A 20,292-nucleotide genomic window follows, 5' to 3' on the forward strand; every position below is an offset into this window, starting at 1 on the left:
GTGAGCAGATTGTAGAAAAGTAAATAGCTTTGCCTATTATACACCGTGCGCGGCAAAAATTCCGCACGTCGACCGGTTATTGCGCTTTAAAAGCGTGCAATCGGTTGGTTGCTTTGGTGAGACCCTCTTTCAGCCAAACTTCGGTACAACGCACCGCTTCGTCAACAGCTTCATCAATGAGTTTCTGTTCGCTAACGGGCGGTTTCCCCAAAACAAAACCGACAACTTTATTTTTATCGCCCGGATGACCGATTCCCACACGTAAGCGGTGAAAGTTCGGGTTATTACCCAGTTTGTTGATGATGTCTTTCAGGCCATTATGGCCGCCATGGCCGCCGCCAAGTTTGAATTTAGCTACGCCGGGTGGCAGGTCGAGCTCATCATGGGCCACCAGAATTTCATCTGGATTGATGCGAAAGAAGGTTGCCATTGCCGATACGGCTTTACCGCTAAGATTCATAAAGGTGGTGGGTACCAGCAGACGAACATCTTCACCAGCAAGGTTAATCCGTGAGGTGTAGCCGAAGAATTTGCTCTCTTCGCGCAGCGGCGCGCGGTTGCGCTCAGCTAATAAATCTACATACCAGGCACCGGCGTTATGTCGGGTCGCTGCGTATTCAGCGCCGGGATTCGCCAGGCCGACAATCAATTTTATGGTCACTTTTCTGTCCTGAATGGGTCGTTCTCTGGCGCGTAGTGTACTGTCTGCGCGCGCAGTTGACAAAATTCTGCCAGCGAAACGCTGCGTGTCATGATGGTTTCGGGTTTGAACAATTAGAATTTGATGTAGTTCAGTAGGTTATTTGTAAACTTTTGTTGGTTTGATGTTCGCTTATGTGATCGTCCACGCAATCGCCTTATTGGTCATTGTCTATACTATACCTACAAGATTTGGGGATATTCCCATGCAACCCAAGGTTCCGGAGGTGACATATGAAACGCAGAAACGCTTCGTTACTCGGTAATGTGCTGATGGGGTTGGGGTTGGTCGTCATGGTTGTCGGCGTTGGTTACTCTATTCTAAACCAGCTTCCGCAGCTTGACCTGCCGCAGTTTTTTGCGCATGGCGCAATCTTAAGCATTTTTGTCGGCGCGGTTCTGTGGCTGGCAGGTGCGCGTATCGGCGGCCATGAACAGGTCAGCGACAGATATTGGTGGGTTCGTCACTACGACAAACGCTGCCGCCGCGATCAGCATCGCCACAGCTGAGTGAATTCCATTCCGCCAGCCGTTCATGACGGCTGGTGCGTTCTATCATAGCCTGGGCAGGCTATTCCTCTATTGTTGTCTAAATTCCCTTTCCGTTACCCTTTTCGAATACTACGGCGCGATCCAAATTCGTATACTTAGCACTTGACCCTGACGTAACGTCAGACAGCAGAGTGGCGTCACTGGTAAACGAAAGGAGCAGTCATGTTAATTCAGGTGGGAGAACTGGCGAAGCGTGCCGGAATAACCGTTCGCACGCTACATCACTATGAACAAACAGGATTGCTGACCCCTTCAGCCAGAAGCGCGGCGGGTTACCGGCTATACAATCTGGCGGCCGTTCAGCGGCTGCATATGATCAAGGTGTTGGCTCAGGCCGGGCTGGAACTCGCCACTATTAAGGACTATCTCGCCAGGGATGCTTTCTCGCTGTCTGACCTGCTGGTCAAGCAGATAACCACTCTTGATCGGCAGCTACAAACCATCTCAACGCTACGCGAACGGCTGGCGCTGCTGCGCGATGAGTTAGACAGGGGAAGCGACCCCGATCTGGAGTCCTGGCTACAGATGCTGGAGCTAATGAAAATGTACGATCGCTGGTTTAGTCAACAGGAACTACAGGTGCTGCCGTTCGCGGAGCAGGATGAGCAACGTAATCAAGCCTGGCGGGCGCTGGTTAATGAAGTTCAGGGATTAATGCGCAAGCAATGCCCGGCAGATGCCCCTCAGGCGATGAGTCTGGCGACACGCTGGATGGAACAGTTAGAGCAGGATACCGCCGGACGACCTGAATTTTTGACCCGGCTGAATGAAATGCATGCCGCCGAACCACAGATGTGCGAACAAACCGGCGTTACCCCGCAGATCATTGACTTTATCACTCACGCTTTTGCGGAAAGTAAGCTGGAGATCTGGGCGCGCTATCTGAACGCCGAGGAGCTGGCGTTTACCCGGCAGCACTATTTCGATCGGCTGATGGAATGGCCGGCGCTGGTGGCCGATCTGCATTATGCGTGTCGCGAACAGCTGAAACCAGCTTCATCGCAAGGACAGCATCTTGCACAACGCTGGCTGGCGTTGTTTCAATCTTACGCCGGAGATAACCCGCAAACTCAACAGAAATTTCGCAACGCGATGGAGCAGGAGCCGCATTTGATGAAGGGAACGTGGATGACTCCGGAGGTGCTTGCCTGGCTTCAGCAGGCTATAGGGGTGATGATGCGGCAGGCACAGGGGCCTGCCGCCAGGTAATTAAATGTCCGCCAGCGCGGCGTTACGATCCGGGTAAAAGCTCAGGCGACCCGCAATCGGTTTAACGCCTGCGCGCGCCAAAGTACGCAGCGGTTGAAACTCGAGGTTAGAGACGCGCAGCTCACAGCCTTCCGGCAGCTTATTGACAAAGCGCTGGAAGGCATCAAGCCCACCTGCATCCAGCACCGGCACCGCATCCCACTTCAGCACAACGATACGTTTACCTTCAACCCGTGTTTCCAGATCGGTAAACAACCCCTCAGCGGCAGCGAAGAACAGTGGCCCTATCACGCGTAGCACCAACACATCGTCAGGCACTTCAACGTTGACCGGCGCGAGACGAGTCATGCGCGCAATCCGGCGCATAAACAGCAGTGAGGCCAGCACGATACCAACGCTGATGGCGATAACCATATCAAACAGCACGGTCAGCGACATACACATCAGCAGTACGATAATGTCGTCTTTCGGGCCGTGACGCAGTAAGTTCACAACCTTATGCGCCTCGCTCATATTCCATGCCACCATCAGCAGCAGCGCCGCCATCGCGGAAAGCGGCAGCCAGGAAAGCAGCGGCGCGAGGACCAGTAGCGCCATGATCACCAGCAGGGCGTGGATCACGGCGGAAACAGGTGAGGTTGCGCCAGCACGGACGTTTGCTGCTGAACGGGCAATGGCGGCAGTGGCCGTAATACCGCCGAAGAACGGAGCAACGATGTTGCCAAGGCCCTGGCCAATCAGTTCACTATTGGCTTTATGCTTGGTGCCGGTCATGCCATCCAATACCACGGCGCAGAGCAGCGATTCAATCGCCCCGAGCATAGCCATCGAAAACGCCGCCGGGAGCAGTGCCTGCAGCGAGGCCCAACTGAGCGTAAAGTCCGAACCGGGCATATCCCACGGCAGAACCAACTGCGGCAGCAGTTGCGGAATACCGTTGCCCTGGCTGCCGTCGGCGAGAATATAGTGGAACTGAGAGCCGATAGTGGCGACGTGGCCGCCAACCAGGTTAACTACGCCCATCACCGCACAGCCTGCCAATAGAGCTGGAAGGTGGCCTGGAAGACGGATCCCCAGGCGCGGCCAGAAAATTAAGATCCCTAGCGTGACCACGCCAATAGCCGCATCACCGAGGTTAATCGTCGGCAGGGCCATAAACAGAGCACCGACTTTCTGCAAATAATGTTCAGGCACGTGGGCCATCTGTAGGCCGAGGAAATCTTTAATCTGCATGGTACCAATGGTGATACCAATCCCGGAGGTAAAACCGAGCGTGACCGACAGCGGGATGTACTCAATCAGGCGACCAAAGCGTGCCAGGCCGAAAAGAATTAAAAACACCCCCGACATTAACGTCGCCACCAGCAGTCCCGCAAGGCCAAACTGCTGCGAAACCGGGTACAGGATGACCACGAAAGCGGCAGTTGGCCCGGAAACGCTGAAGCGTGAGCCGCCGGTTAATGCAATCACGATCCCCGCCACCGCCGAGGTATAGAGACCGTACTGCGGTGCTACGCCGCTGCCTATTGCCAGCGCCATCGCCAGAGGAATGGCGATGATCCCGACGGTAATCCCGGCAATGACATCACGGGTAAATCGCGATGCGGTATATTTTTCTTTCCAGCAAGCGTCGATGAGGGCGCGGAAAGGCATCACATGTGAGGAAAATAATCTATTCACAATAATGTTTCATCCATGAGCGCATCATCTGTCAACTGAATGGCAGGTGAAGGAGGCATTAATCATACAAATTAGGTTTAGAGACAAAAAAACCCGCCGCAGCGGGTTTTTATGCCGGGCTCGATTAGTGTTCGAACATGGCAGAGATGGATTCTTCGTTGCTGATACGACGAATCGCTTCGGCCAGCATGCCAGACAGCGTCAGAGTACGAACTTTTGCCAGCGCTTTGATTTCTGGTGCCAGTGGAATGGTATCGCAGACGACGAATTCGTCAATCACAGAGTTTTGGATATTCTGGATAGCATTACCTGAGAAGATCGGGTGCGTTGCGTAAGCGAATACGCGTTTAGCGCCACGTTCTTTCAGTGCTTCTGCTGCTTTACACAGGGTACCGCCAGTATCAATCATATCGTCAACCATCACGCAGTCACGACCAGCGACGTCACCGATGATGTGCATCACCTGAGAGACGTTAGCGCGCGGGCGACGTTTGTCGATAATAGCCATGTCGGTATCGTGCAGCAGCTTGGCAATAGCACGAGCACGAACGACGCCGCCGATGTCCGGAGAAACCACAATTGGGTTATCCAGATTCAGCTGCAGCATGTCTTCCAGCAGGATTGGGCTGCCGAATACGTTATCAACCGGAACATCAAAGAAGCCCTGAATTTGTTCTGCATGCAGATCAACGGTCAGGACACGGTCGACGCCAACGCTGGACAGGAAGTCGGCAACCACTTTTGCGGTGATAGGTACGCGAGCAGAACGAACACGACGGTCCTGGCGAGCATAACCGAAGTAGGGGATAACAGCGGTGATACGACCTGCCGAAGCACGACGCAGAGCATCAACCATAACAACCAATTCCATCAGGTTGTCATTGGTGGGAGCACAAGTGGACTGGATGATGAAAATATCACCACCGCGTACGTTTTCATTGATTTGTACGCTGACTTCGCCGTCGCTAAAACGACCTACAGCGGCGTCGCCAAGAGAAGTGTACAGGCGGTTGGCAATACGTTGTGCTAGTTCCGGGGTAGCGTTACCAGCAAAAAGCTTCATATCAGGCACGAGAAGAACCTCAGGCATGCGTCCAGTGGTGGATGAAACGGGCCAAAAACTGTGCGGGTCGGCACGATTCCATCCAGGCGGTGTATTTAAAGAGCTCGATGCAACGTCTGGAACAGGGTGACGTTGTCACCGTAACTCAGTATCCCCGGCGTACTCGCCGTTTTTTGCTAAATTCAGCAGGACTTAGAGCAGCGATTGCTTGAGCGGAGAGATGTTAACACCTCGCGCTACAAAGCCATGCAGCCATGCCGGGGCTTTTTTAAGCACCTGACGAGCGGCGGATTCAGTGTCAAATTCAGCAAACACACATGCACCGGTACCAGTCAGGCGCGACGGCGCATATTCTAGCAGCCAGGAAAGCGCCGCATCAACCTCGCGAAAACGTTTTCTTGCGATAACCTCGCAATCATTGCCGAATTTACATTTTAATAACGTATTAATTGACCTGCTCGGGGTATCACGAGGAAGTTCCGGATCGCGAAAAATGATCGGTGTGGGGATGCTGACCCCCGGATGCGCTACCAGATACCACTTTTCTTCTGGCTCTACCGGCGTCAGGATTTCACCCACGCCTTCGGCAAAAGCCGCATGACCGCGAACGAACACCGGTACGTCAGCACCTAGCTGCAAACCTAAAGCGGCCAGTTCATCTTCTGAAAGATGGCAGCCCCATAAATGATTGAGCGCCACCAGTACGGTGGCCGCGTTGGACGAGCCGCCGCCGAGACCGCCGCCCATGGGGAGAATCTTATCGATGCTGATGTCGGCGCCGCTGCCTGCGGGCAGGGTCCCGCGCTCAGAGGCTGCCTGCATTAATAACCTTGCCGCGCGGATAATCAGGTTCTCATCATCCGGCACGCCGTCCACCGGCGTCAGCAGGCGCAATTGACCATCATCACGCGGTTCGATGGTCAACGTGTCGCCATAATCAAGGAACTGAAACAGCGTCTGCAGCGTGTGATAACCATCGGCACGCAGTCCGGTAATGTACAAAAACAGATTCAGCTTCGCAGGAGAGGGCCAGCGGGTCATCATTTCACAATCCAGTTATCCATTTTCAGCTTGATGCGCTGACTGCCGTTGTTGAGTTCCATATTGACCGGAAGTGAGGGTTTCGTATCAGTGGTGTAGCCGCTATAGGTGACATGCCAGGTCTTGCCGTTTTGCGTGTAGTTCAGCTCGCGCAGGCGGTACTGATCATCAAGCGAGTAGTCGGTAGCTTCGCCAGGCAGGCCAATAATCCACTGACGCAGGCTGTTGAGCGGAATCGGCATGCCGGTCAGGCGGCCAATCATCTCTTCTGCATCGGTCGCGGTGTAGGTCTGTCCTTTATTGTCAATCATCTGCACGCTGCCCGGCTGCGCGGTCAACGACAGTTCTGTGCTGCCGAGCGGGTTAGTCAGCAGCAGACGATAGCGGTCCTGGCCGGTCTGCTGCCAGAAGAAACGGGCATACACTTTTTGTTCATCTGAGAGGTAAGCAAAAGCGCCGCGTGTCTGGAACTGATTGAGATTGCGGACATCTTGCTGGTGCTGACGCCACTGCGGAGCGTCAGGGCTTTTACCTGGTCCTTGCGGAGCGTTAATCGTACAGGCGGTCAGAACGAGGCTGGCCAGCGGCAACAGGCGGAACAGTCGATTCATAATGATGACAAATCCTTGATGTCTACAGTGAAATACGGCGAATGGGATAAAGTCGCGGCCGATTTGTGTAGCGGGTTACAATAATAACCTTTAATGCTAGCGTCGCCGGGCGGTAGCGTCTACGTTCAAGTTGTCTGAAATCAAAAAATTACCGTTAATGGCTATTACTGATTAGCTATTACTCCAAAAGGGGAGGCTCTCTTTTATTGATTACGCGCATCCTGTATGATGCCCCCAGACTAACCTTAGCAACGCTGGTACTACTCCCTCACAATGACCCTTTTAGCTCTTGGCATTAATCACAAAACAGCCCCGGTAGCGCTGCGAGAACGCGTAACGTTTTCGCCGGATACGCTCGACCAGGCGCTGGAGAGCTTGCTGGCTCAGCCAATGGTGCAGGGCGGGGTGGTGTTGTCGACCTGCAACCGTACGGAACTTTACCTTAGCGTTGAGGAGCAGGATAACCTCCAGGAAGTCCTGATCCGCTGGCTGTGTGACTATCACGGCCTGAATGAAGACGAACTGCGTAAAAGCCTCTATTGGCACCAGGATAACGATGCGGTCAGCCATTTGATGCGCGTTGCCAGCGGGCTGGACTCGCTGGTGCTTGGCGAACCGCAGATCCTCGGTCAGGTGAAAAAAGCCTTTGCCGATTCCAGCCGCGGGCATCTGAACGTCAGTGAACTGGAGCGCATGTTCCAGAAGTCGTTCTCGGTGGCCAAACGCGTGCGGACCGAAACCGATATTGGTGCCAGCGCGGTCTCCGTCGCGTTTGCTGCCTGTACTCTGGCGCGTCAAATCTTTGAATCACTTTCAAGCGTCACGGTGCTGCTGGTCGGCGCCGGGGAAACCATCGAACTGGTGGCCCGCCATTTGCGTGAGCACAAGGTGCGCAAGATGGTGATTGCCAACCGTACCCGCGAGCGTGCTCAGGCGCTGGCCGATGAAGTCGGCGCAGAGGTCATCTCCCTGAGTGATATCGACGAACGTTTGAAAGAAGCCGACATTATTATTAGCTCTACCGCCAGCCCGCTGCCCATTATCGGCAAAGGGATGGTGGAGCGCGCGCTGAAGGCGCGCCGCAATCAGCCGATGCTGCTGGTAGATATCGCGGTACCGCGTGATGTTGAACCCGAAGTTGGCAAGCTGGCGAACGCCTATCTCTATAGTGTGGACGATCTACAAAACATCATTCAGCATAATCTGGCGCAGCGAAAAGCCGCGGCGGTGCAGGCTGAAACCATTGTCGAGCAGGAAACCAGCGAGTTTATGGCCTGGCTGCGTGCCCAGAGCGCCAGCGAGACTATCCGCGAATATCGTTCTCAGGCTGAGCTGGTCCGCGACGAGCTGACGGCGAAGGCGCTTGCTGCGCTGAGCCAGGGTGGCGATGCGCAGGAAATCATGCAGGACCTGGCGCGTAAGTTGACTAACCGCCTGATCCACTCGCCAACCAAATCTCTTCAGCAGGCTGCCCGTGACGGGGATGATGAACGCCTGCATATTCTGCGCAACAGCCTCGGGCTGGAATAGCGCACCTTTCTCTCTTTTTTAGAACAGGGTGATTTCACGCCTATGAAGCCTTCTATTGTTGCCAAACTGGAAGCTCTTTACGAGCGCCACGAGGAAGTTCAGGCGCTGCTCGGCGACGCTGCGACTATCGCCGATCAAGATAAATTTCGCGCATTATCGCGAGAGTACGCACAGCTGAGCGACGTGGCTCGTTGCTATACCGACTGGCGTCAGTTGCAGGATGATATTGAAACTGCGCAGATGATGCTCGACGACCCGGAAATGCGCGAAATGGCGCAGGAAGAGCTGCGTGAAGCGAAAGAAAAAGGCGAGCAGATGGAACAGCAGCTGCAGGTTCTGCTGCTGCCAAAAGATCCGGATGACGAACGTAACGCTTTTGTCGAAGTGCGCGCCGGTACCGGCGGTGATGAAGCTGCGTTGTTTGCCGGCGATCTGTTCCGTATGTACACTCGTTATGCCGAAGCCCGCCGCTGGCGTGTGGAAATCATGAGCGCTAACGAAGGCGAACATGGTGGTTTTAAAGAAGTGATTGCTAAGATCAGCGGCGATGGCGTCTATGGTCGCCTGAAGTTCGAATCTGGCGGCCATCGCGTTCAACGCGTACCGGCAACCGAGTCTCAGGGCCGTATCCATACTTCTGCCTGTACCGTGGCGGTGATGCCGGAGCTGCCGGAAGCCGAAATGCCGGAAATTAACGCGGGCGATCTGCGTATTGATACCTTCCGCTCTTCCGGGGCGGGTGGTCAGCACGTTAACACCACCGATTCGGCTATCCGTATTACCCACTTGCCGACTGGTATCGTCGTTGAGTGCCAGGACGAACGTTCCCAGCACAAAAACAAAGCCAAAGCGCTGTCGGTGCTGGGCGCGCGTATTCGCGCTGCGGAAGTGGCTAAACGCCAGCAGGCGGAAGCCTCCGAGCGCCGTAACCTGTTGGGAAGCGGCGATCGCAGCGATCGTAACCGCACCTATAACTATCCGCAGGGGCGCGTTACCGATCACCGCATTAACCTGACGCTTTACCGTCTGGATGAGGCGATGGAAGGTAAGCTGGATATGTTGATTGAGCCGATCGTCCAGGAATATCAGGCCGATCAGCTGGCAGCGCTTTCCGAGCAGGAATGATGACTTTTCAGCAGTGGTTGACCCAGGCCATAACCCGCCTGAGTCAAAGCGAAAGCCCGCGCCGGGATGCCGAAATCTTGCTCGGTCACGTGACCGGCAAAGCGCGGACTTTTATTCTCGCGTTTGACGAAACGACGTTGACAGAGCAACAGTCATCCGAGCTGGAAACGCTGCTCAGCCGTCGCACGCAGGGTGAGCCGGTGGCTCACCTGGTCGGTCAGCGCGAGTTCTGGTCGCTGCCGTTGTTTGTCTCCCCGGCGACGCTTATTCCGCGCCCGGACACCGAATGTCTGGTTGAGCAGGCTCTGGAGCGATTGCCTGGGGCACCGTGCCGGATCCTCGATCTCGGTACCGGCACCGGCGCTATCGCACTGGCGTTAGCCAGCGAACGCCCGGACTGCCTGCTGACAGCCGTCGACTTTATGCCTGATGCGGTTGCGCTGGCCGAGCGCAACGTCGCTCATCTCGCTATCGATAACGTCACCGTGCGGCAAAGCAACTGGTTCAGCGCGCTCGCCGGGCAGCAATTCGACATGATAGTCAGTAATCCCCCCTATATCGACGAAACCGACCCGCATCTTGAACAGGGCGATGTGCGCTTTGAGCCAAAAACGGCGCTGGTTGCTGCCGACAGTGGGCTTGCCGATTTGGCGCATATTATTCGTGAAGGCCGTCATTTCCTCGTCCCCGGCGGCGTTATGTTGCTGGAACATGGCTGGACGCAGGGTAAAGCGATGCGCGAGTTATTTCGCGAGGCCGGGTACCACAATGTTTCCACCTGCCGCGATTACGGAGATAACGAACGTCTAACGTTGGGGCTGATACCGGGAGGGACGCATGAATCTGTTTAGCGCGGTGCTGTATCTGCATATTGCCTGCGTGGTGGTCTCAGTCAGTCTGTTCGTTTTACGTTACTGGTGGAGCTGGAGCGGTAACCGCCTGCTCGATCAGCGCTGGGTGCGCATTGTGCCGCACTGTAGCGATACGCTGCTGTTTCTCAGCGGCGCCGGGTTAATGGCAATAACGCACTATCTGCCGTTCACCGAGGACGGTACATGGCTGACTGAAAAGCTGTTTGGCGTTATCATTTATATCGCATTGGGATTTATCGCGCTGGGCCGTCGTCGCCCGCGCAGTCAGCAGAGCCGGTTTGTTGCCTTTCTGCTGGCCCTGGTGGTGTTGTTTATCATTATTCAACTCGCCATCACAAGAATACCGTTACTGGGGTAAGGCATGAGGTCGTTAGCTGATTTCGAATTTAATAAAGCGCCGTTATGTGACGGCATGGTCCTCATTTCTGAATTAATCCGCGACGATTTTCCGACGCACTATGTGCAGGATGAACTGGAGCGGTTGCTAGGTCTGGCGCAGGAGGAGATTGCTTCTTCCTGGGATCAGGAACGCCAGATCGAGCGTTTGCTGGAACTTTTTTACAAGGACTGGGGATTCAGCGCATCCCATGGCGTCTACCGCCTGTCCGATGCCCTGTGGATTGATAAGGTTCTGAACAACCGACAGGGCAGCGCGGTGTCGTTAGGTGCTGTCCTGTTGTGGATTGCTCAGCGTCTGTCTCTGCCGGTTGTACCGGTGATTTTCCCAACGCAGATGCTGCTTCGCGCCGATCCCGAAGAGAGTGAAGAGATGTGGCTTATCAACCCGTTCAATGGCGAAACCCTGAACGAGCACACTCTGGAGGTCTGGCTGAAGGGCAATATTAGTCCGCTTGCCGAATTGTTTAATGAGGATCTTGATGAGGCTGATAACGCAGAAGTGATCCACAAACTGCTTGATACTCTGAAATCAGCCCTGATGGAAGAGCGGCAGATGGAACTGGCGTTAGGCACCAGCGAGGCGCTCTTGCAGTTCAATCCAGAAGACCCGTATGAAATTCGCGATCGTGGACTGATTTACGCCCAGCTTGAGTGCGATCATGTGGCATTGCAGGATCTCAACTACTTCGTGGAGCAGTGCCCGGAAGACCCGATCAGCGAAATGATCCGTGCGCAGATCAACACCATTTCGCATAAACAAATTACATTGCATTAGTCTGAAACCATTCCGGTTACACCCTGATAAGGCGAACTTATGAAACAAAAAGTGGTTAGCATTGGTGATATCGACGTAGCAAACGACCTGCCATTCGTTCTGTTTGGTGGGATGAACGTGCTGGAATCCCGCGATCTCGCGATGCGCATCTGCGAGCACTACGTGACCGTCACGCAGAAGCTGGGTATCCCATACGTATTCAAAGCCTCTTTTGATAAAGCTAACCGTTCTTCCATCCACTCCTATCGTGGGCCGGGTCTGGAAGAAGGGATGAAGATTTTCCAGGAGCTGAAACAGACTTTTGGTGTGAAAATCATCACCGATGTCCACGAAGCCAGCCAGGCGCAGCCGGTTGCTGATGTGGTTGACGTTATCCAGTTGCCAGCGTTCCTGGCGCGCCAGACTGACCTGGTCGAAGCGATGGCGAAAACCGGTGCGGTCATTAACGTTAAGAAACCGCAGTTCGTGAGCCCGGGCCAGATGGGTAACATCGTCGATAAATTTATCGAAGGCGGTAACGACCAGATTATTCTGTGCGATCGCGGTGCTAACTTCGGCTACGACAACCTGGTTGTCGATATGCTGGGCTTTGGGGTGATGAAAAAATCATCCAACAACTCACCGGTTATCTTTGATGTGACCCACGCGCTACAGTGTCGTGACCCGTTTGGCGCGGCCTCAGGCGGTCGTCGTGCACAGGTTGCTGAACTGGCGCGTGCAGGTATGGCGGTGGGTATCGCCGGTCTGTTCATCGAAGCACACCCGGATCCTGAACACGCGAAATGCGACGGTCCGTCCGCGCTGCCGCTGGATAAACTGGAACCGTTCCTCAAGCAAATGAAAGCCATCGACGATCTGGTCAAAGGCTTTGATGAGCTGGATACCAGCAAGTAATTGCCGCCCCTGATATGACAAAAGCCTGCCCGTTGCAAAACCGGCAGGCTTTTTTAATGATCCCGGCAAGCTTACGCTGCCGGGGAAAAGTCAGGCAAAAATAGTCATCAGGTAGGCGGCAAATAGCGCCAGGTGCGCCGCGCCGTTGAGTACATTGGTGCGCCCGGTAGAGAAGGAAATATGGCATAGCACCAACGAGGCGACCATCACCACCATCTCCGGCGCGCCAAGGCCAAAGAGTAGTTCGTTGCCGGTGAGGATAGCGATTAGCGTTACCACCGGTACCGTCAGGGAAATCGTTGCCAGCACCGAACCGAAGAACAGGTTCATCGCCCGCTGAACCTGGTTGTTCAGTACCGCTTTTAGCGCACCGAGGCCTTCCGGGGAGAGGATCAGCAGGGCGACCAGGAAGCCGGTAAAGGCCACCGGCGCGTTCATGCTGGTCAGCAAAGTCTCCAGTGGATTGGCGTTCATCTTGGTGACGGCGATAACCGCAACCAGGTGGACCAGCAGCCAGGCGGTATGCCACTTGCTGCTATGCGCTGACGGTTTGCCATGATGCGGGTCGTCGTCGTCGCTGTCATCTTCGTGCTCGTAAATAAACAGGCTCTGGTGGGTTTTGGTCTGAATCAGCAGAAATACACCATACATTCCAGCAGATATCAGCGCCACCAGCAAAGCCTGTCCGGTGGTGAAGTTGGCCCCCGGTAGCGCCATCGGGAAAACCAGCACGATAATCGCCAGTGGGAACAGGGCGATTAAGTACTGTTTAATGCCGAACAGATTCATATATTGGGTGGCAAATTTACGCCCACCAAGAAGTAGTGAAAAGCCCACCAGACCGCCGGTGACGATCATAATGATCGAATAAAGCGTGTCGCGCATCAGCGTTGGCGCGGCGTCGCCGGTGGCCATTAATGCAGAAATCAGGCTAACTTCAAGAATAACCACCGAGAGGCTCAAAATTAACGAGCCATAGGGTTCGCCGAGGCGATGCGCCAGAACGTCGGCGTGGCGTACTACGCTAAATGCGCTGCTCAGGATCCCGACCAACGCCAGAATATTTATTGCAATGACCACTGGCAGTGACTGGCTGCTTCCCAAAAAAAACAGCACCGCCAGCGCCAGAACCGGAAAGGCGAGGGTGGTCTCCTTGTGGCGGGTTTTTACCGCCTCATGTGCTTCGGTCATGAACCATCTCCAAGTGTGCAGGTGTTATAATTATAGATACCGTAAGTTAATAAAATAACAGACATTGATGAAAGTAATTTGTTTTTTTACTTAAATTTACCACTCTTGCCTTATAAAACTGATAGATTGCCATAAACTGCGGTTACTGTTGTTTTGTATTTATTATTCAGATGATTACTAAAATATCTTTCTCATTTATCTATCGCCTTGCCAACCAGAAAATCACCTTCCAGACTTAATATTCATACGCAATCTGGAGGTCATCATGCCTTATCGCAGCAAAAGTGAATTACCCGAGAGCGTTCAGCACGTCCTGCCCGCACATGCCCAGGAGATCTATAAAGAAGCGTTTAACAGCGCGTGGGATCAGTACAAACACAAAGAAGACCGACGAGATGACGCCAGCCGTGAAGAAACGGCGCATAAGGTCGCCTGGGCGGCGGTAAAAAATGATTATGAAAAAGGCGATGACGATAAGTGGCATAAGAAGAAATAATCGCTTTTACTGCGACATCTGCTGCCTGAGCCCTTGCCCAGCGGGCGTTCATTGCTTATTGTCAAATAAAGCTGGATAATAATTCGGCAATATTTCATGGATGGCATCAGATAATCGCCGGGAAGCGGGCAGTGGTGGAGGTAGTAGAAAGTGTTAACTCGTGATTTCTTACTGAATGCGGATTGTAAAACAGCGTTTGGCGCTATTGAGGAATCGCTTCTCTGGTCGGCAGAGCAACGGGCAGCCTCTTTGGCGGCGACCCTGGCCTGCCGTCCGGACGATGGCTCGGTATGGATCTTTGGCTATGGTTCCCTGATGTGGAACCCGGCGCTTGAATACCGTGAATCCTGTACCGGCACGCTGCCGGGCTGGCATCGCGCGTTTTGCCTGCGACTCACCGCCGGGCGCGGTAGCGCAAACCAGCCGGGCCGCATGCTGGCGCTGAAAGAGGGCGGGCGCACCACTGGCGTGGCCTACCGCCTGCCCGATGAAACCCTGGATGAAGAGCTGACGCTTCTATGGAAGCGGGAGATGATCACCGGCTGCTATCTGCCGACCTGGTGCAAGCTGGAGCTGGATGACGGCCGCACGGTCAACGCATTAGTCTTTATTATGGACCCGCGCCACCCGCTCTATGAAGCGGACACCAGCGCCCAGGTCATTGCGCCGCTGATAGCACGCGCCAGCGGGCCGCTTGGCACCAATGCCCAGTATCTGTTCTCCCTTGAGCAGGAGCTGTGCAAGCTCGGCATGCACGATGACTGCCTTGATGACCTGGTCAGCAAGGTGCGTAATCTGCTTGGGGATAATAGCCAGCCTGGGCTGGCTTAAGAATGAAGCGCCCGGGGGAAAACCGGGCGTTTGCTATCAGGCGGGAACGTAGCTGATTGAGTGCTCCAGCGACTGGCTGTGGCTATCGATGAGAACGTTCCAGGTACCATTGTAAGGTACGGTCAGATACGCGCTATCTCTGTCCTGCACACTCAGAATATCCGCATGACTATCGCCAGGAACTTTGGCGCTCATCAGGTGAATGTGGCAGCGTTCGGAACAACGCACCACCAACGTATCACCACCAAACAACGTTAAACTTGCTTTTACCATTGCCATTTAATCTCAACCCCGTTTCTGTCTACAGCGTCCTGCCTGCCCATTTCCACGCGTGATATGGTTCACACTTTGGTCTATGCATAACACCAAAGGGGAGGGATGCAGATGCTGATTTTGATCAACAAAAGGAGTAAAGATTAAACAAAAATGACGTTGTTCCTGAAAGCATTCAGCTGGCATTGTTTTTCCATCAATAAACGCCGCCAGCCTGATATTTAATCCCGTTTAAAAGAGATTATTCAGAAGGTCAGGACTTTATCCGCCGCCAGCGTCCACTGCGCCAGTTCAACAAGCGTACCAATCTCCACGCCGTCAATCAGCGGTAACGTGCTGATTCCTCGGCCATCGGCGCAGGTCTTACACAGCTTCACCGGCACGTTTTGCGCGGTGAGGATCTCCAGCATCTGCTGAATGTTGTAGCCTTCTGTCGGTTTCTGGCCGCGCAGACCGGCAGTGACCGCATCGGACATTAAAAACAGCTTGAGTTCGAGGTCAGATTGCTGCTCGCGCAGAGCGATAGCCAGACGCAGGCTATTGAAAAGAGATTCACTGCCGTAGGCGGCACCGTTAGCGATAATCACAACACGTTGCATAAGGACTCCTTCTATAAGGCACGGTTATTGCTTGGTTGAAGTATAAAGCGTTAACCCGGGAGAGGGGTATGAATAATATGGCTGGCAATGCGCCCGAGGCGGGCGACTGGTTTGCACGAGCGCGTCGATTGCAGAGACAGCAGTTGCATCAGCTGGCGCAGCAGGGGGAACTGGCAAGTCAAATAAGTGCTCTGGTGCATATGCTTCAGTGTGAGCGAGGTGCGTCAAACATCTGGTTGTGCTCGGGAGGCCGACTTTACGCCGCGGAGTGCCGGGCGGGTGCGGCGCTGGTGGATGAGCAATTAACGCTATTCTATGCGGCGCTTGACCCAGCCCGTAGCTCAGCCAGCAGCGCGCTGTGCTGGCGTATCGCCAGCGCGGTCTGGTACTTGACGCAGCTAACGGTCCTACGCGAGCGCGTGCGCGGTCAGAAAATTGCCGCCGAGGAGGCGACGGGGCAATTTAGCCTTATCATCCGCCATCTGTTGAATATTGTCCCGCAGCTCAATGACAGCATCGACGATCCGCAAATCGCCGGGCGCATGGTGGCACTCTACAGCTTTATGCAAGGGAAAGAGCTGGCCGGGCAGGAGCGTGCGCTGGGGGCGTTGGGCTTTGCTCGCGGGCAGTTTAGCGGTGAGCTGCGCCAGCAGCTGGTGGACCGTATTGACGGTCAGCAGCCTTGCTTTGACAGCTTCCAGGCCTTGGCTCATCCCCCGCAAACGACCCTGTTTGCTGAACAGTGTCAGGCCAGCCTGGAAATCGAACAGCTGCGGCGTATTGCCTGCACTCGCCAACCTCCTGCGGATGATGGCGAAACGGCATTGCGCTGGTTTTGCGCCCAGACTCAGCGCCTGGAGCAGCTGCGCGGAGTGGAAGAGCTGCTGATTGTTGACTTGCTTAACGCGACCGATGCTCTGCTGGAAGAAGAACAAGCCCCACCAACTGACTGGCAGGAGGCGGATGTCAGCGACAGCGTCACCCATAGGCTGGATAAACAGCTGTTGCCGCTGGTTCGCCAGCAGGCCCACGAGCTGCAACAGCTCTCCGGACAACTGGCATCGTTAAAGGATGCGCTGGAAGAGCGCAAACTGATTGAAAAAGCCAAAAGCGTGCTGATGGCTCACCAGGGAATGCAGGAGGAGCAGGCCTGGCAGGCGCTACGCAAAATGGCGATGGATAAGAATCAGCGTATGGTAGAGATAGCCCGCGCGCTGCTGACGGTGAAGTCGTTATGGCAGGTAACTCCAAAGGAGTAGATGCACAATCAGTGGGCATTTGCTGCCAGACGACGGTGCATTTTTACCGTGAAATCGCCAGCATTGGCCGTGAAAAGTACGGAAAATGGGCATGTGCAATTCTGGCATCGGCTTTGCATTTGATAAAATGAGTGAATAAAAGTTTTGGGCAACGGGCCAATGGCGGTGCGTGTGTCCATGGATAAAGGCGTCCTGCAGTGCGTAAGCACTGCCGGGCGCTTTTTTTTGCGCGTTTCTGGAGCGGTTATGGGCGATAAGTTTTCGATTTCACGGCGGCGTTTATTACAGTCAGGGGCCGCGCTGGGCGGCGCAATGCTGCTGCCCGGCATGATGCAGGCGGCGTGGGCGGCAGGTTCGGATAAGCCGGAACAGACCACCGTGCGGGTGGGTTTTATTCCACTGACCGACTGCGCGCCCTTAGCCATTGCCTCCCTGAAGGGGTTTGATAAAAAGCACGGCATTACCCTCGTGCCGAGCAAAGAGGCCAGTTGGGCGGCGGTGCGTGACAAGCTGGTCGCCGGAGAGCTGGACGCCGCGCACATTCTGTACGGCATGCTTTACGGCCTCGAACTGGGCATCGCCAGTAAACCGCAGGCGATGGCCAATCTGATGACCCTTAACCGCAATGGTCAGGCCATTACCCTTTCCAGCGAGCTACAAGAGAAGGGCGTCACCGACCTTAGCGGGCTGAAAAAAATGATCGGCCAGAGCGCGCCGGGCAGCTACACCTTCGCCCACACCTTCCCTACCGGTACCCACGCGATGTGGCTCTACTACTGGCTGGCAAGCGGCGGAATTAACCCATTCGAAGATATCCGCACGGTTGTCGTGCCGCCACCGCAAATGGTGATGAACATGCGCATCGGCAATATGAGCGGTTTCTGCGTCGGTGAGCCGTGGAACGCGCGCGCCATTAACGATCGCATCGGCTTTACCGCCGCCACCTCTCAGGATATCTGGCCGGAACATCCGGAAAAAATTCTCGGTACCCGCAGCGAATGGGTTGAGCGCAATCCCAATACCGCGCGCGCGCTGGTGGCAGCGGTGATGGAGGCTCAGCGCTGGATTGAAGCCTCGGCGGATAACACCCGTGAAACGGCGCGGATCCTCGCCAGGCGCGCATGGCTGAACACCAAAGAGCAGTACCTCACCGGACGCATGCTCGGTGAGTACGACAACGGTATCGGTCGCCACTGGCAGGATGCGCACCCGATGCGTTTCTACGCGCAGGGCGAAGTGAGCTTCCCGTGGCTCTCGGACGGGATGTGGTTTTTGACCCAATTCCGCCGCTGGGGATTACTGAAATCGGCGCCGGATTATCAGGCGGTGGCCCAGCGTATTAACCGTATTGACGTCTGGAAAGAGGCCGCGCAGGCGGTGGGCGGTATCAGCACGCCAACGCAACTGCTGCGCAGTAGCACATTGCTGGACGGCAAGGTCTGGAATGGGGTTGACCCGGAAGGCTACGCCCGCAGTTTCGCGATTCAACGTAAGGGGGCATGAGATGAAACACGCATATAAAACGCAACCGCAGGACAACGCAGAGAAAACGCCCGGCGAAGTCATTACTCTGCCGCCGGTGCAGGTGCGCAAAACCACGCCTCCCGTCAGGCGCTGGCTGCGTGATACGACTCAGCGCCTGCTGCCGCCGCTGCTCGGGCTGGGGTTATTACTGCTGGGCTGGCAGCTGGCGGCGATGAACAGCAAAGGTTTCCCGACCCCGCTCAGTACTCTGGATTCTGCGCTGACGATCTTTGCTGACCCGTTTTATCAGGACGGACCGAATGATATGGGGATCGGCTGGAACGTGCTGGCATCGTTGCAGCGCGTGGCGATAGGGTTTGGCCTCGCCGCGCTGGCGGGTATTCCGTTGGGCTTCCTGATTGGCCGCTCAGTATTCTTCGCCCGGATGTTTAACCCGCTGATTGCCCTGTTGCGTCCGGTCAGTCCGCTGGCCTGGTTGCCCATTGGCCTGTTGCTGTTCCAGAAAGCGGAACCCGCTTCTAGCTGGACCATTTTTATCTGCTCTATCTGGCCGATGGTGATTAACACTGCCGAGGGCGTACGGCGCATTCCGCAGGATTACCTCAATGTGGCCCGCGTGCTGCAGCTTTCCGAATGGACGGTGATGCGCAAGATCCTCTTTCCGGCGGTATTGCCCGCCGTGCTGACCGGGGTTCGTCTCTCCATCGGCATCGCCTGGCTGGTGATCGTCGCCGCTGAAATGCTCACCGGTGGCTTAGGGATCGGCTTCTGGATCTGGAACGAGTGGAACAACCTCAACGTAGAAAACATCATCATCGCCATCGTCATCATCGGCGTGGTCGGGTTACTGCTGGAACAGGGGCTGATGTTGCTCGCCCGTCGTTTTAGCTGGCAGGAAAAATAAGGAGTCGCAAATGAAACCATTAATTCAGGTCCAGGGCGTCAGCCAGCGCTTCAACACCGCCAGCGGTGAATTCCTCGCATTGCAGAATGTCTCCTTCGACATCTATGAAGGGGAAACCATTAGCCTGATTGGCCACTCCGGCTGCGGCAAATCAACCCTGCTGAATCTGATTGCCGGGATAACCCTGCCGACGGAAGGCGGTCTGCTGTGCGACAACCGTGAAATCGCCGGGCCGGGGCCGGAACGCGCGGTGGTGTTCCAGAACCACTCCCTGCTGCCGTGGCTGACCTGCTTTGACAACGTGGCGCTGGCGGTGGATCAGGTCTTTCGTCGCAGCATGAGCAAAGCCGAACGCAAAGAGTGGATTGAGCACAACCTTGAGCGCGTGCAGATGGGGCACGCTTTGCATAAGCGTCCGGGGGAAATTTCCGGCGGGATGAAGCAGCGCGTCGGTATCGCCCGGGCGCTGGCAATGAAGCCGAAAGTGCTGCTGCTGGATGAACCCTTTGGCGCACTCGATGCCCTGACCCGGGCGCATTTACAGGACGCGGTAATGCAGATCCAGCAGTCGCTGAATACCACTATCGTGATGATTACCCACGATGTTGATGAAGCGGTGCTGCTTTCCGACAGGGTACTGATGATGACCAACGGCCCGGCGGCGACGGTTGGGGAGATCCTCGATGTCAATCTGCCGCGCCCGCGTAACCGCGTGCAGTTGGCGGACGACGGCCGCTATCACCATCTGCGCCAGCAGATCCTGCATTTCCTCTATGAAAAACAACCCAAAGCGGCATAGGGAGG

22 protein-coding genes are annotated in these 20,292 nt (G+C 55.2%); 14 read left to right on the top strand and 8 right to left on the bottom strand.

Going from position 1 to position 20,292, the window contains the following annotated elements:
* Positions 1 to 76: 76 nt before the first annotated feature.
* The gene (gene pth, locus DA718_RS11530; protein ID WP_110274203.1) at positions 77 to 661 is read right to left on the bottom strand and encodes an aminoacyl-tRNA hydrolase; all 585 of its coding nucleotides are present in this window, start codon (positions 659 to 661) and stop codon (positions 77 to 79) included.
* A 272-nt stretch (positions 662 to 933) separates the two neighbouring features.
* Here pth and ychH point away from each other — a divergent pair, with 272 nt between their 5' ends.
* The gene (gene ychH, locus DA718_RS11535) at positions 934 to 1,209 is read left to right on the top strand and encodes a stress-induced protein YchH (protein WP_004103160.1); all 276 of its coding nucleotides are present in this window, start codon (positions 934 to 936) and stop codon (positions 1,207 to 1,209) included.
* Between the two features lie 204 nt (positions 1,210 to 1,413).
* Positions 1,414 to 2,460 (top strand): MerR family transcriptional regulator, encoded by a 1,047-nt coding sequence (locus DA718_RS11540; RefSeq protein WP_112213364.1) that lies wholly within the window; start codon positions 1,414 to 1,416, stop codon positions 2,458 to 2,460.
* On the opposite strand, the gene dauA is transcribed toward DA718_RS11540, so the two are convergent.
* The 4 genes from dauA to lolB form a co-directional block, all read right to left on the bottom strand.
* Entirely contained in the window at positions 2,461 to 4,140 is a 1,680-nt protein-coding gene (dauA, locus tag DA718_RS11545) for a C4-dicarboxylic acid transporter DauA (protein WP_112213365.1), read from the bottom strand.
* A 124-nt stretch (positions 4,141 to 4,264) separates the two neighbouring features.
* Complete coding sequence (prs, locus tag DA718_RS11550) at positions 4,265 to 5,212, bottom strand: ribose-phosphate diphosphokinase (protein WP_110274385.1); 948 nt, start codon at positions 5,210 to 5,212, stop codon at positions 4,265 to 4,267.
* A 183-nt stretch (positions 5,213 to 5,395) separates the two neighbouring features.
* Positions 5,396 to 6,244 carry a 4-(cytidine 5'-diphospho)-2-C-methyl-D-erythritol kinase gene (gene ispE / locus DA718_RS11555; RefSeq protein ID WP_167492870.1) on the bottom strand — a complete coding sequence of 283 codons (849 nt, stop codon included), beginning with the start codon at positions 6,242 to 6,244 and terminating at the stop codon, positions 5,396 to 5,398.
* On the bottom strand, positions 6,244 to 6,855 hold the full coding sequence (lolB, locus tag DA718_RS11560; protein ID WP_112213367.1) for a lipoprotein insertase outer membrane protein LolB: 612 nt from the start codon (positions 6,853 to 6,855) through the stop codon (positions 6,244 to 6,246). Before lolB ends, ispE begins: the two co-directional genes overlap by 1 nt.
* A 273-nt stretch (positions 6,856 to 7,128) precedes the next feature.
* On the opposite strand from lolB, the gene hemA reads away from it, so the two are divergent.
* From hemA to kdsA, 6 genes are read left to right on the top strand one after another with little or no spacing between them, the layout of a single operon-like run.
* Complete coding sequence (gene hemA / locus DA718_RS11565) at positions 7,129 to 8,385, top strand: glutamyl-tRNA reductase (RefSeq protein WP_112213368.1); 1,257 nt, start codon at positions 7,129 to 7,131, stop codon at positions 8,383 to 8,385.
* Positions 8,386 to 8,427: 42 nt separating this feature from the next.
* Complete coding sequence (gene prfA / locus DA718_RS11570) at positions 8,428 to 9,510, top strand: peptide chain release factor 1 (RefSeq protein ID WP_112213369.1); 1,083 nt, start codon at positions 8,428 to 8,430, stop codon at positions 9,508 to 9,510.
* A complete protein-coding gene (gene prmC / locus DA718_RS11575) occupies positions 9,510 to 10,361 on the top strand; it encodes a peptide chain release factor N(5)-glutamine methyltransferase (protein ID WP_112213370.1) in 852 nt (283 codons plus the stop codon). The genes prfA and prmC overlap by 1 nt, the downstream gene beginning before the upstream one ends.
* Positions 10,348 to 10,740 (top strand): invasion regulator SirB2, encoded by a 393-nt coding sequence (gene sirB2, locus DA718_RS11580; RefSeq protein ID WP_112213371.1) that lies wholly within the window; start codon positions 10,348 to 10,350, stop codon positions 10,738 to 10,740. The genes prmC and sirB2 overlap by 14 nt, the downstream gene beginning before the upstream one ends.
* A gap of 3 nt (positions 10,741 to 10,743) precedes the next feature.
* Positions 10,744 to 11,556, top strand: a complete 813-nt coding sequence (gene sirB1, locus DA718_RS11585; RefSeq protein WP_112213372.1) for an invasion regulator SirB1 — start codon at positions 10,744 to 10,746, stop codon at positions 11,554 to 11,556.
* Positions 11,557 to 11,595: 39 nt separating this feature from the next.
* On the top strand, positions 11,596 to 12,450 hold the full coding sequence (kdsA, locus tag DA718_RS11590) for a 3-deoxy-8-phosphooctulonate synthase (protein ID WP_112213373.1): 855 nt from the start codon (positions 11,596 to 11,598) through the stop codon (positions 12,448 to 12,450).
* 90 nt (positions 12,451 to 12,540) lie between these two features.
* On the opposite strand, the gene chaA is transcribed toward kdsA, so the two are convergent.
* Complete coding sequence (gene chaA / locus DA718_RS11595; RefSeq protein WP_112213374.1) at positions 12,541 to 13,641, bottom strand: sodium-potassium/proton antiporter ChaA; 1,101 nt, start codon at positions 13,639 to 13,641, stop codon at positions 12,541 to 12,543.
* Between the two features lie 265 nt (positions 13,642 to 13,906).
* Between chaA and chaB the strand changes: the two genes are divergently transcribed.
* Entirely contained in the window at positions 13,907 to 14,137 is a 231-nt protein-coding gene (gene chaB, locus DA718_RS11600; RefSeq protein ID WP_112213375.1) for a putative cation transport regulator ChaB, read from the top strand.
* Between the two features lie 150 nt (positions 14,138 to 14,287).
* Positions 14,288 to 14,968 carry a gamma-glutamylcyclotransferase gene (locus tag DA718_RS11605; RefSeq protein ID WP_112213376.1) on the top strand — a complete coding sequence of 227 codons (681 nt, stop codon included), beginning with the start codon at positions 14,288 to 14,290 and terminating at the stop codon, positions 14,966 to 14,968.
* 36 nt (positions 14,969 to 15,004) lie between these two features.
* On the opposite strand, the gene DA718_RS11610 is transcribed toward DA718_RS11605, so the two are convergent.
* Complete coding sequence (locus DA718_RS11610) at positions 15,005 to 15,247, bottom strand: DUF1883 domain-containing protein (RefSeq protein WP_110274189.1); 243 nt, start codon at positions 15,245 to 15,247, stop codon at positions 15,005 to 15,007.
* 239 nt (positions 15,248 to 15,486) lie between these two features.
* Positions 15,487 to 15,840, bottom strand: coding sequence for a DsrE/DsrF/TusD sulfur relay family protein (locus tag DA718_RS11615; protein WP_112213377.1), 354 nt, complete (start codon positions 15,838 to 15,840; stop codon positions 15,487 to 15,489).
* 68 nt (positions 15,841 to 15,908) lie between these two features.
* Between DA718_RS11615 and nasR the strand changes: the two genes are divergently transcribed.
* The 4 genes from nasR (at position 15,909) to DA718_RS11635 (ending at position 20,287) form a co-directional block, all read left to right on the top strand.
* Positions 15,909 to 17,099: a nitrate regulatory protein NasR gene (gene nasR / locus DA718_RS11620; RefSeq protein ID WP_112213378.1), complete on the top strand. Its 1,191-nt coding sequence runs from the start codon at positions 15,909 to 15,911 to the stop codon at positions 17,097 to 17,099.
* A 246-nt stretch (positions 17,100 to 17,345) separates the two neighbouring features.
* Complete coding sequence (locus DA718_RS11625; RefSeq protein WP_112213500.1) at positions 17,346 to 18,602, top strand: CmpA/NrtA family ABC transporter substrate-binding protein; 1,257 nt, start codon at positions 17,346 to 17,348, stop codon at positions 18,600 to 18,602.
* Position 18,603: 1 nt separating this feature from the next.
* Complete coding sequence (gene ntrB / locus DA718_RS11630) at positions 18,604 to 19,488, top strand: nitrate ABC transporter permease (RefSeq protein WP_112213379.1); 885 nt, start codon at positions 18,604 to 18,606, stop codon at positions 19,486 to 19,488.
* Between the two features lie 10 nt (positions 19,489 to 19,498).
* Positions 19,499 to 20,287: an ABC transporter ATP-binding protein gene (locus DA718_RS11635; RefSeq protein ID WP_112213380.1), complete on the top strand. Its 789-nt coding sequence runs from the start codon at positions 19,499 to 19,501 to the stop codon at positions 20,285 to 20,287.
* The last annotated feature ends 5 nt before the right edge of the window (positions 20,288 to 20,292 follow it).

The organism is Klebsiella huaxiensis (assembly GCF_003261575.2).
Classification (GTDB): Bacteria; Pseudomonadota; Gammaproteobacteria; order Enterobacterales; family Enterobacteriaceae; genus Klebsiella; species Klebsiella huaxiensis.

What these genes read in the sequence shown, in the direction of transcription:
- ychH (WP_004103160.1), top strand. Translation starts at nt 934, where the DNA reads ATGAAACGCAGAAACGCTTCGTTACTCGGTAATGTGCTGATGGGGTTG.
- DA718_RS11540 (WP_112213364.1), top strand. Translation starts at nt 1,414, where the DNA reads ATGTTAATTCAGGTGGGAGAACTGGCGAAGCGTGCCGGAATAACCGTT.
- ispE (WP_167492870.1), bottom strand. Translation starts at nt 6,244, where the DNA reads ATGACCCGCTGGCCCTCTCCTGCGAAGCTGAATCTGTTTTTGTACATT.
- lolB (WP_112213367.1), bottom strand. Translation starts at nt 6,855, where the DNA reads ATGAATCGACTGTTCCGCCTGTTGCCGCTGGCCAGCCTCGTTCTGACC.
- hemA (WP_112213368.1), top strand. Translation starts at nt 7,129, where the DNA reads ATGACCCTTTTAGCTCTTGGCATTAATCACAAAACAGCCCCGGTAGCG.
- prfA (WP_112213369.1), top strand. Translation starts at nt 8,428, where the DNA reads ATGAAGCCTTCTATTGTTGCCAAACTGGAAGCTCTTTACGAGCGCCAC.
- prmC (WP_112213370.1), top strand. Translation starts at nt 9,510, where the DNA reads ATGACTTTTCAGCAGTGGTTGACCCAGGCCATAACCCGCCTGAGTCAA.
- sirB2 (WP_112213371.1), top strand. Translation starts at nt 10,348, where the DNA reads ATGAATCTGTTTAGCGCGGTGCTGTATCTGCATATTGCCTGCGTGGTG.
- sirB1 (WP_112213372.1), top strand. Translation starts at nt 10,744, where the DNA reads ATGAGGTCGTTAGCTGATTTCGAATTTAATAAAGCGCCGTTATGTGAC.
- kdsA (WP_112213373.1), top strand. Translation starts at nt 11,596, where the DNA reads ATGAAACAAAAAGTGGTTAGCATTGGTGATATCGACGTAGCAAACGAC.
- chaA (WP_112213374.1), bottom strand. Translation starts at nt 13,641, where the DNA reads ATGACCGAAGCACATGAGGCGGTAAAAACCCGCCACAAGGAGACCACC.
- chaB (WP_112213375.1), top strand. Translation starts at nt 13,907, where the DNA reads ATGCCTTATCGCAGCAAAAGTGAATTACCCGAGAGCGTTCAGCACGTC.
- DA718_RS11610 (WP_110274189.1), bottom strand. Translation starts at nt 15,247, where the DNA reads ATGGCAATGGTAAAAGCAAGTTTAACGTTGTTTGGTGGTGATACGTTG.
- DA718_RS11615 (WP_112213377.1), bottom strand. Translation starts at nt 15,840, where the DNA reads ATGCAACGTGTTGTGATTATCGCTAACGGTGCCGCCTACGGCAGTGAA.
- nasR (WP_112213378.1), top strand. Translation starts at nt 15,909, where the DNA reads ATGAATAATATGGCTGGCAATGCGCCCGAGGCGGGCGACTGGTTTGCA.
- DA718_RS11625 (WP_112213500.1), top strand. Translation starts at nt 17,346, where the DNA reads ATGGGCGATAAGTTTTCGATTTCACGGCGGCGTTTATTACAGTCAGGG.
- ntrB (WP_112213379.1), top strand. Translation starts at nt 18,604, where the DNA reads ATGAAACACGCATATAAAACGCAACCGCAGGACAACGCAGAGAAAACG.
- DA718_RS11635 (WP_112213380.1), top strand. Translation starts at nt 19,499, where the DNA reads ATGAAACCATTAATTCAGGTCCAGGGCGTCAGCCAGCGCTTCAACACC.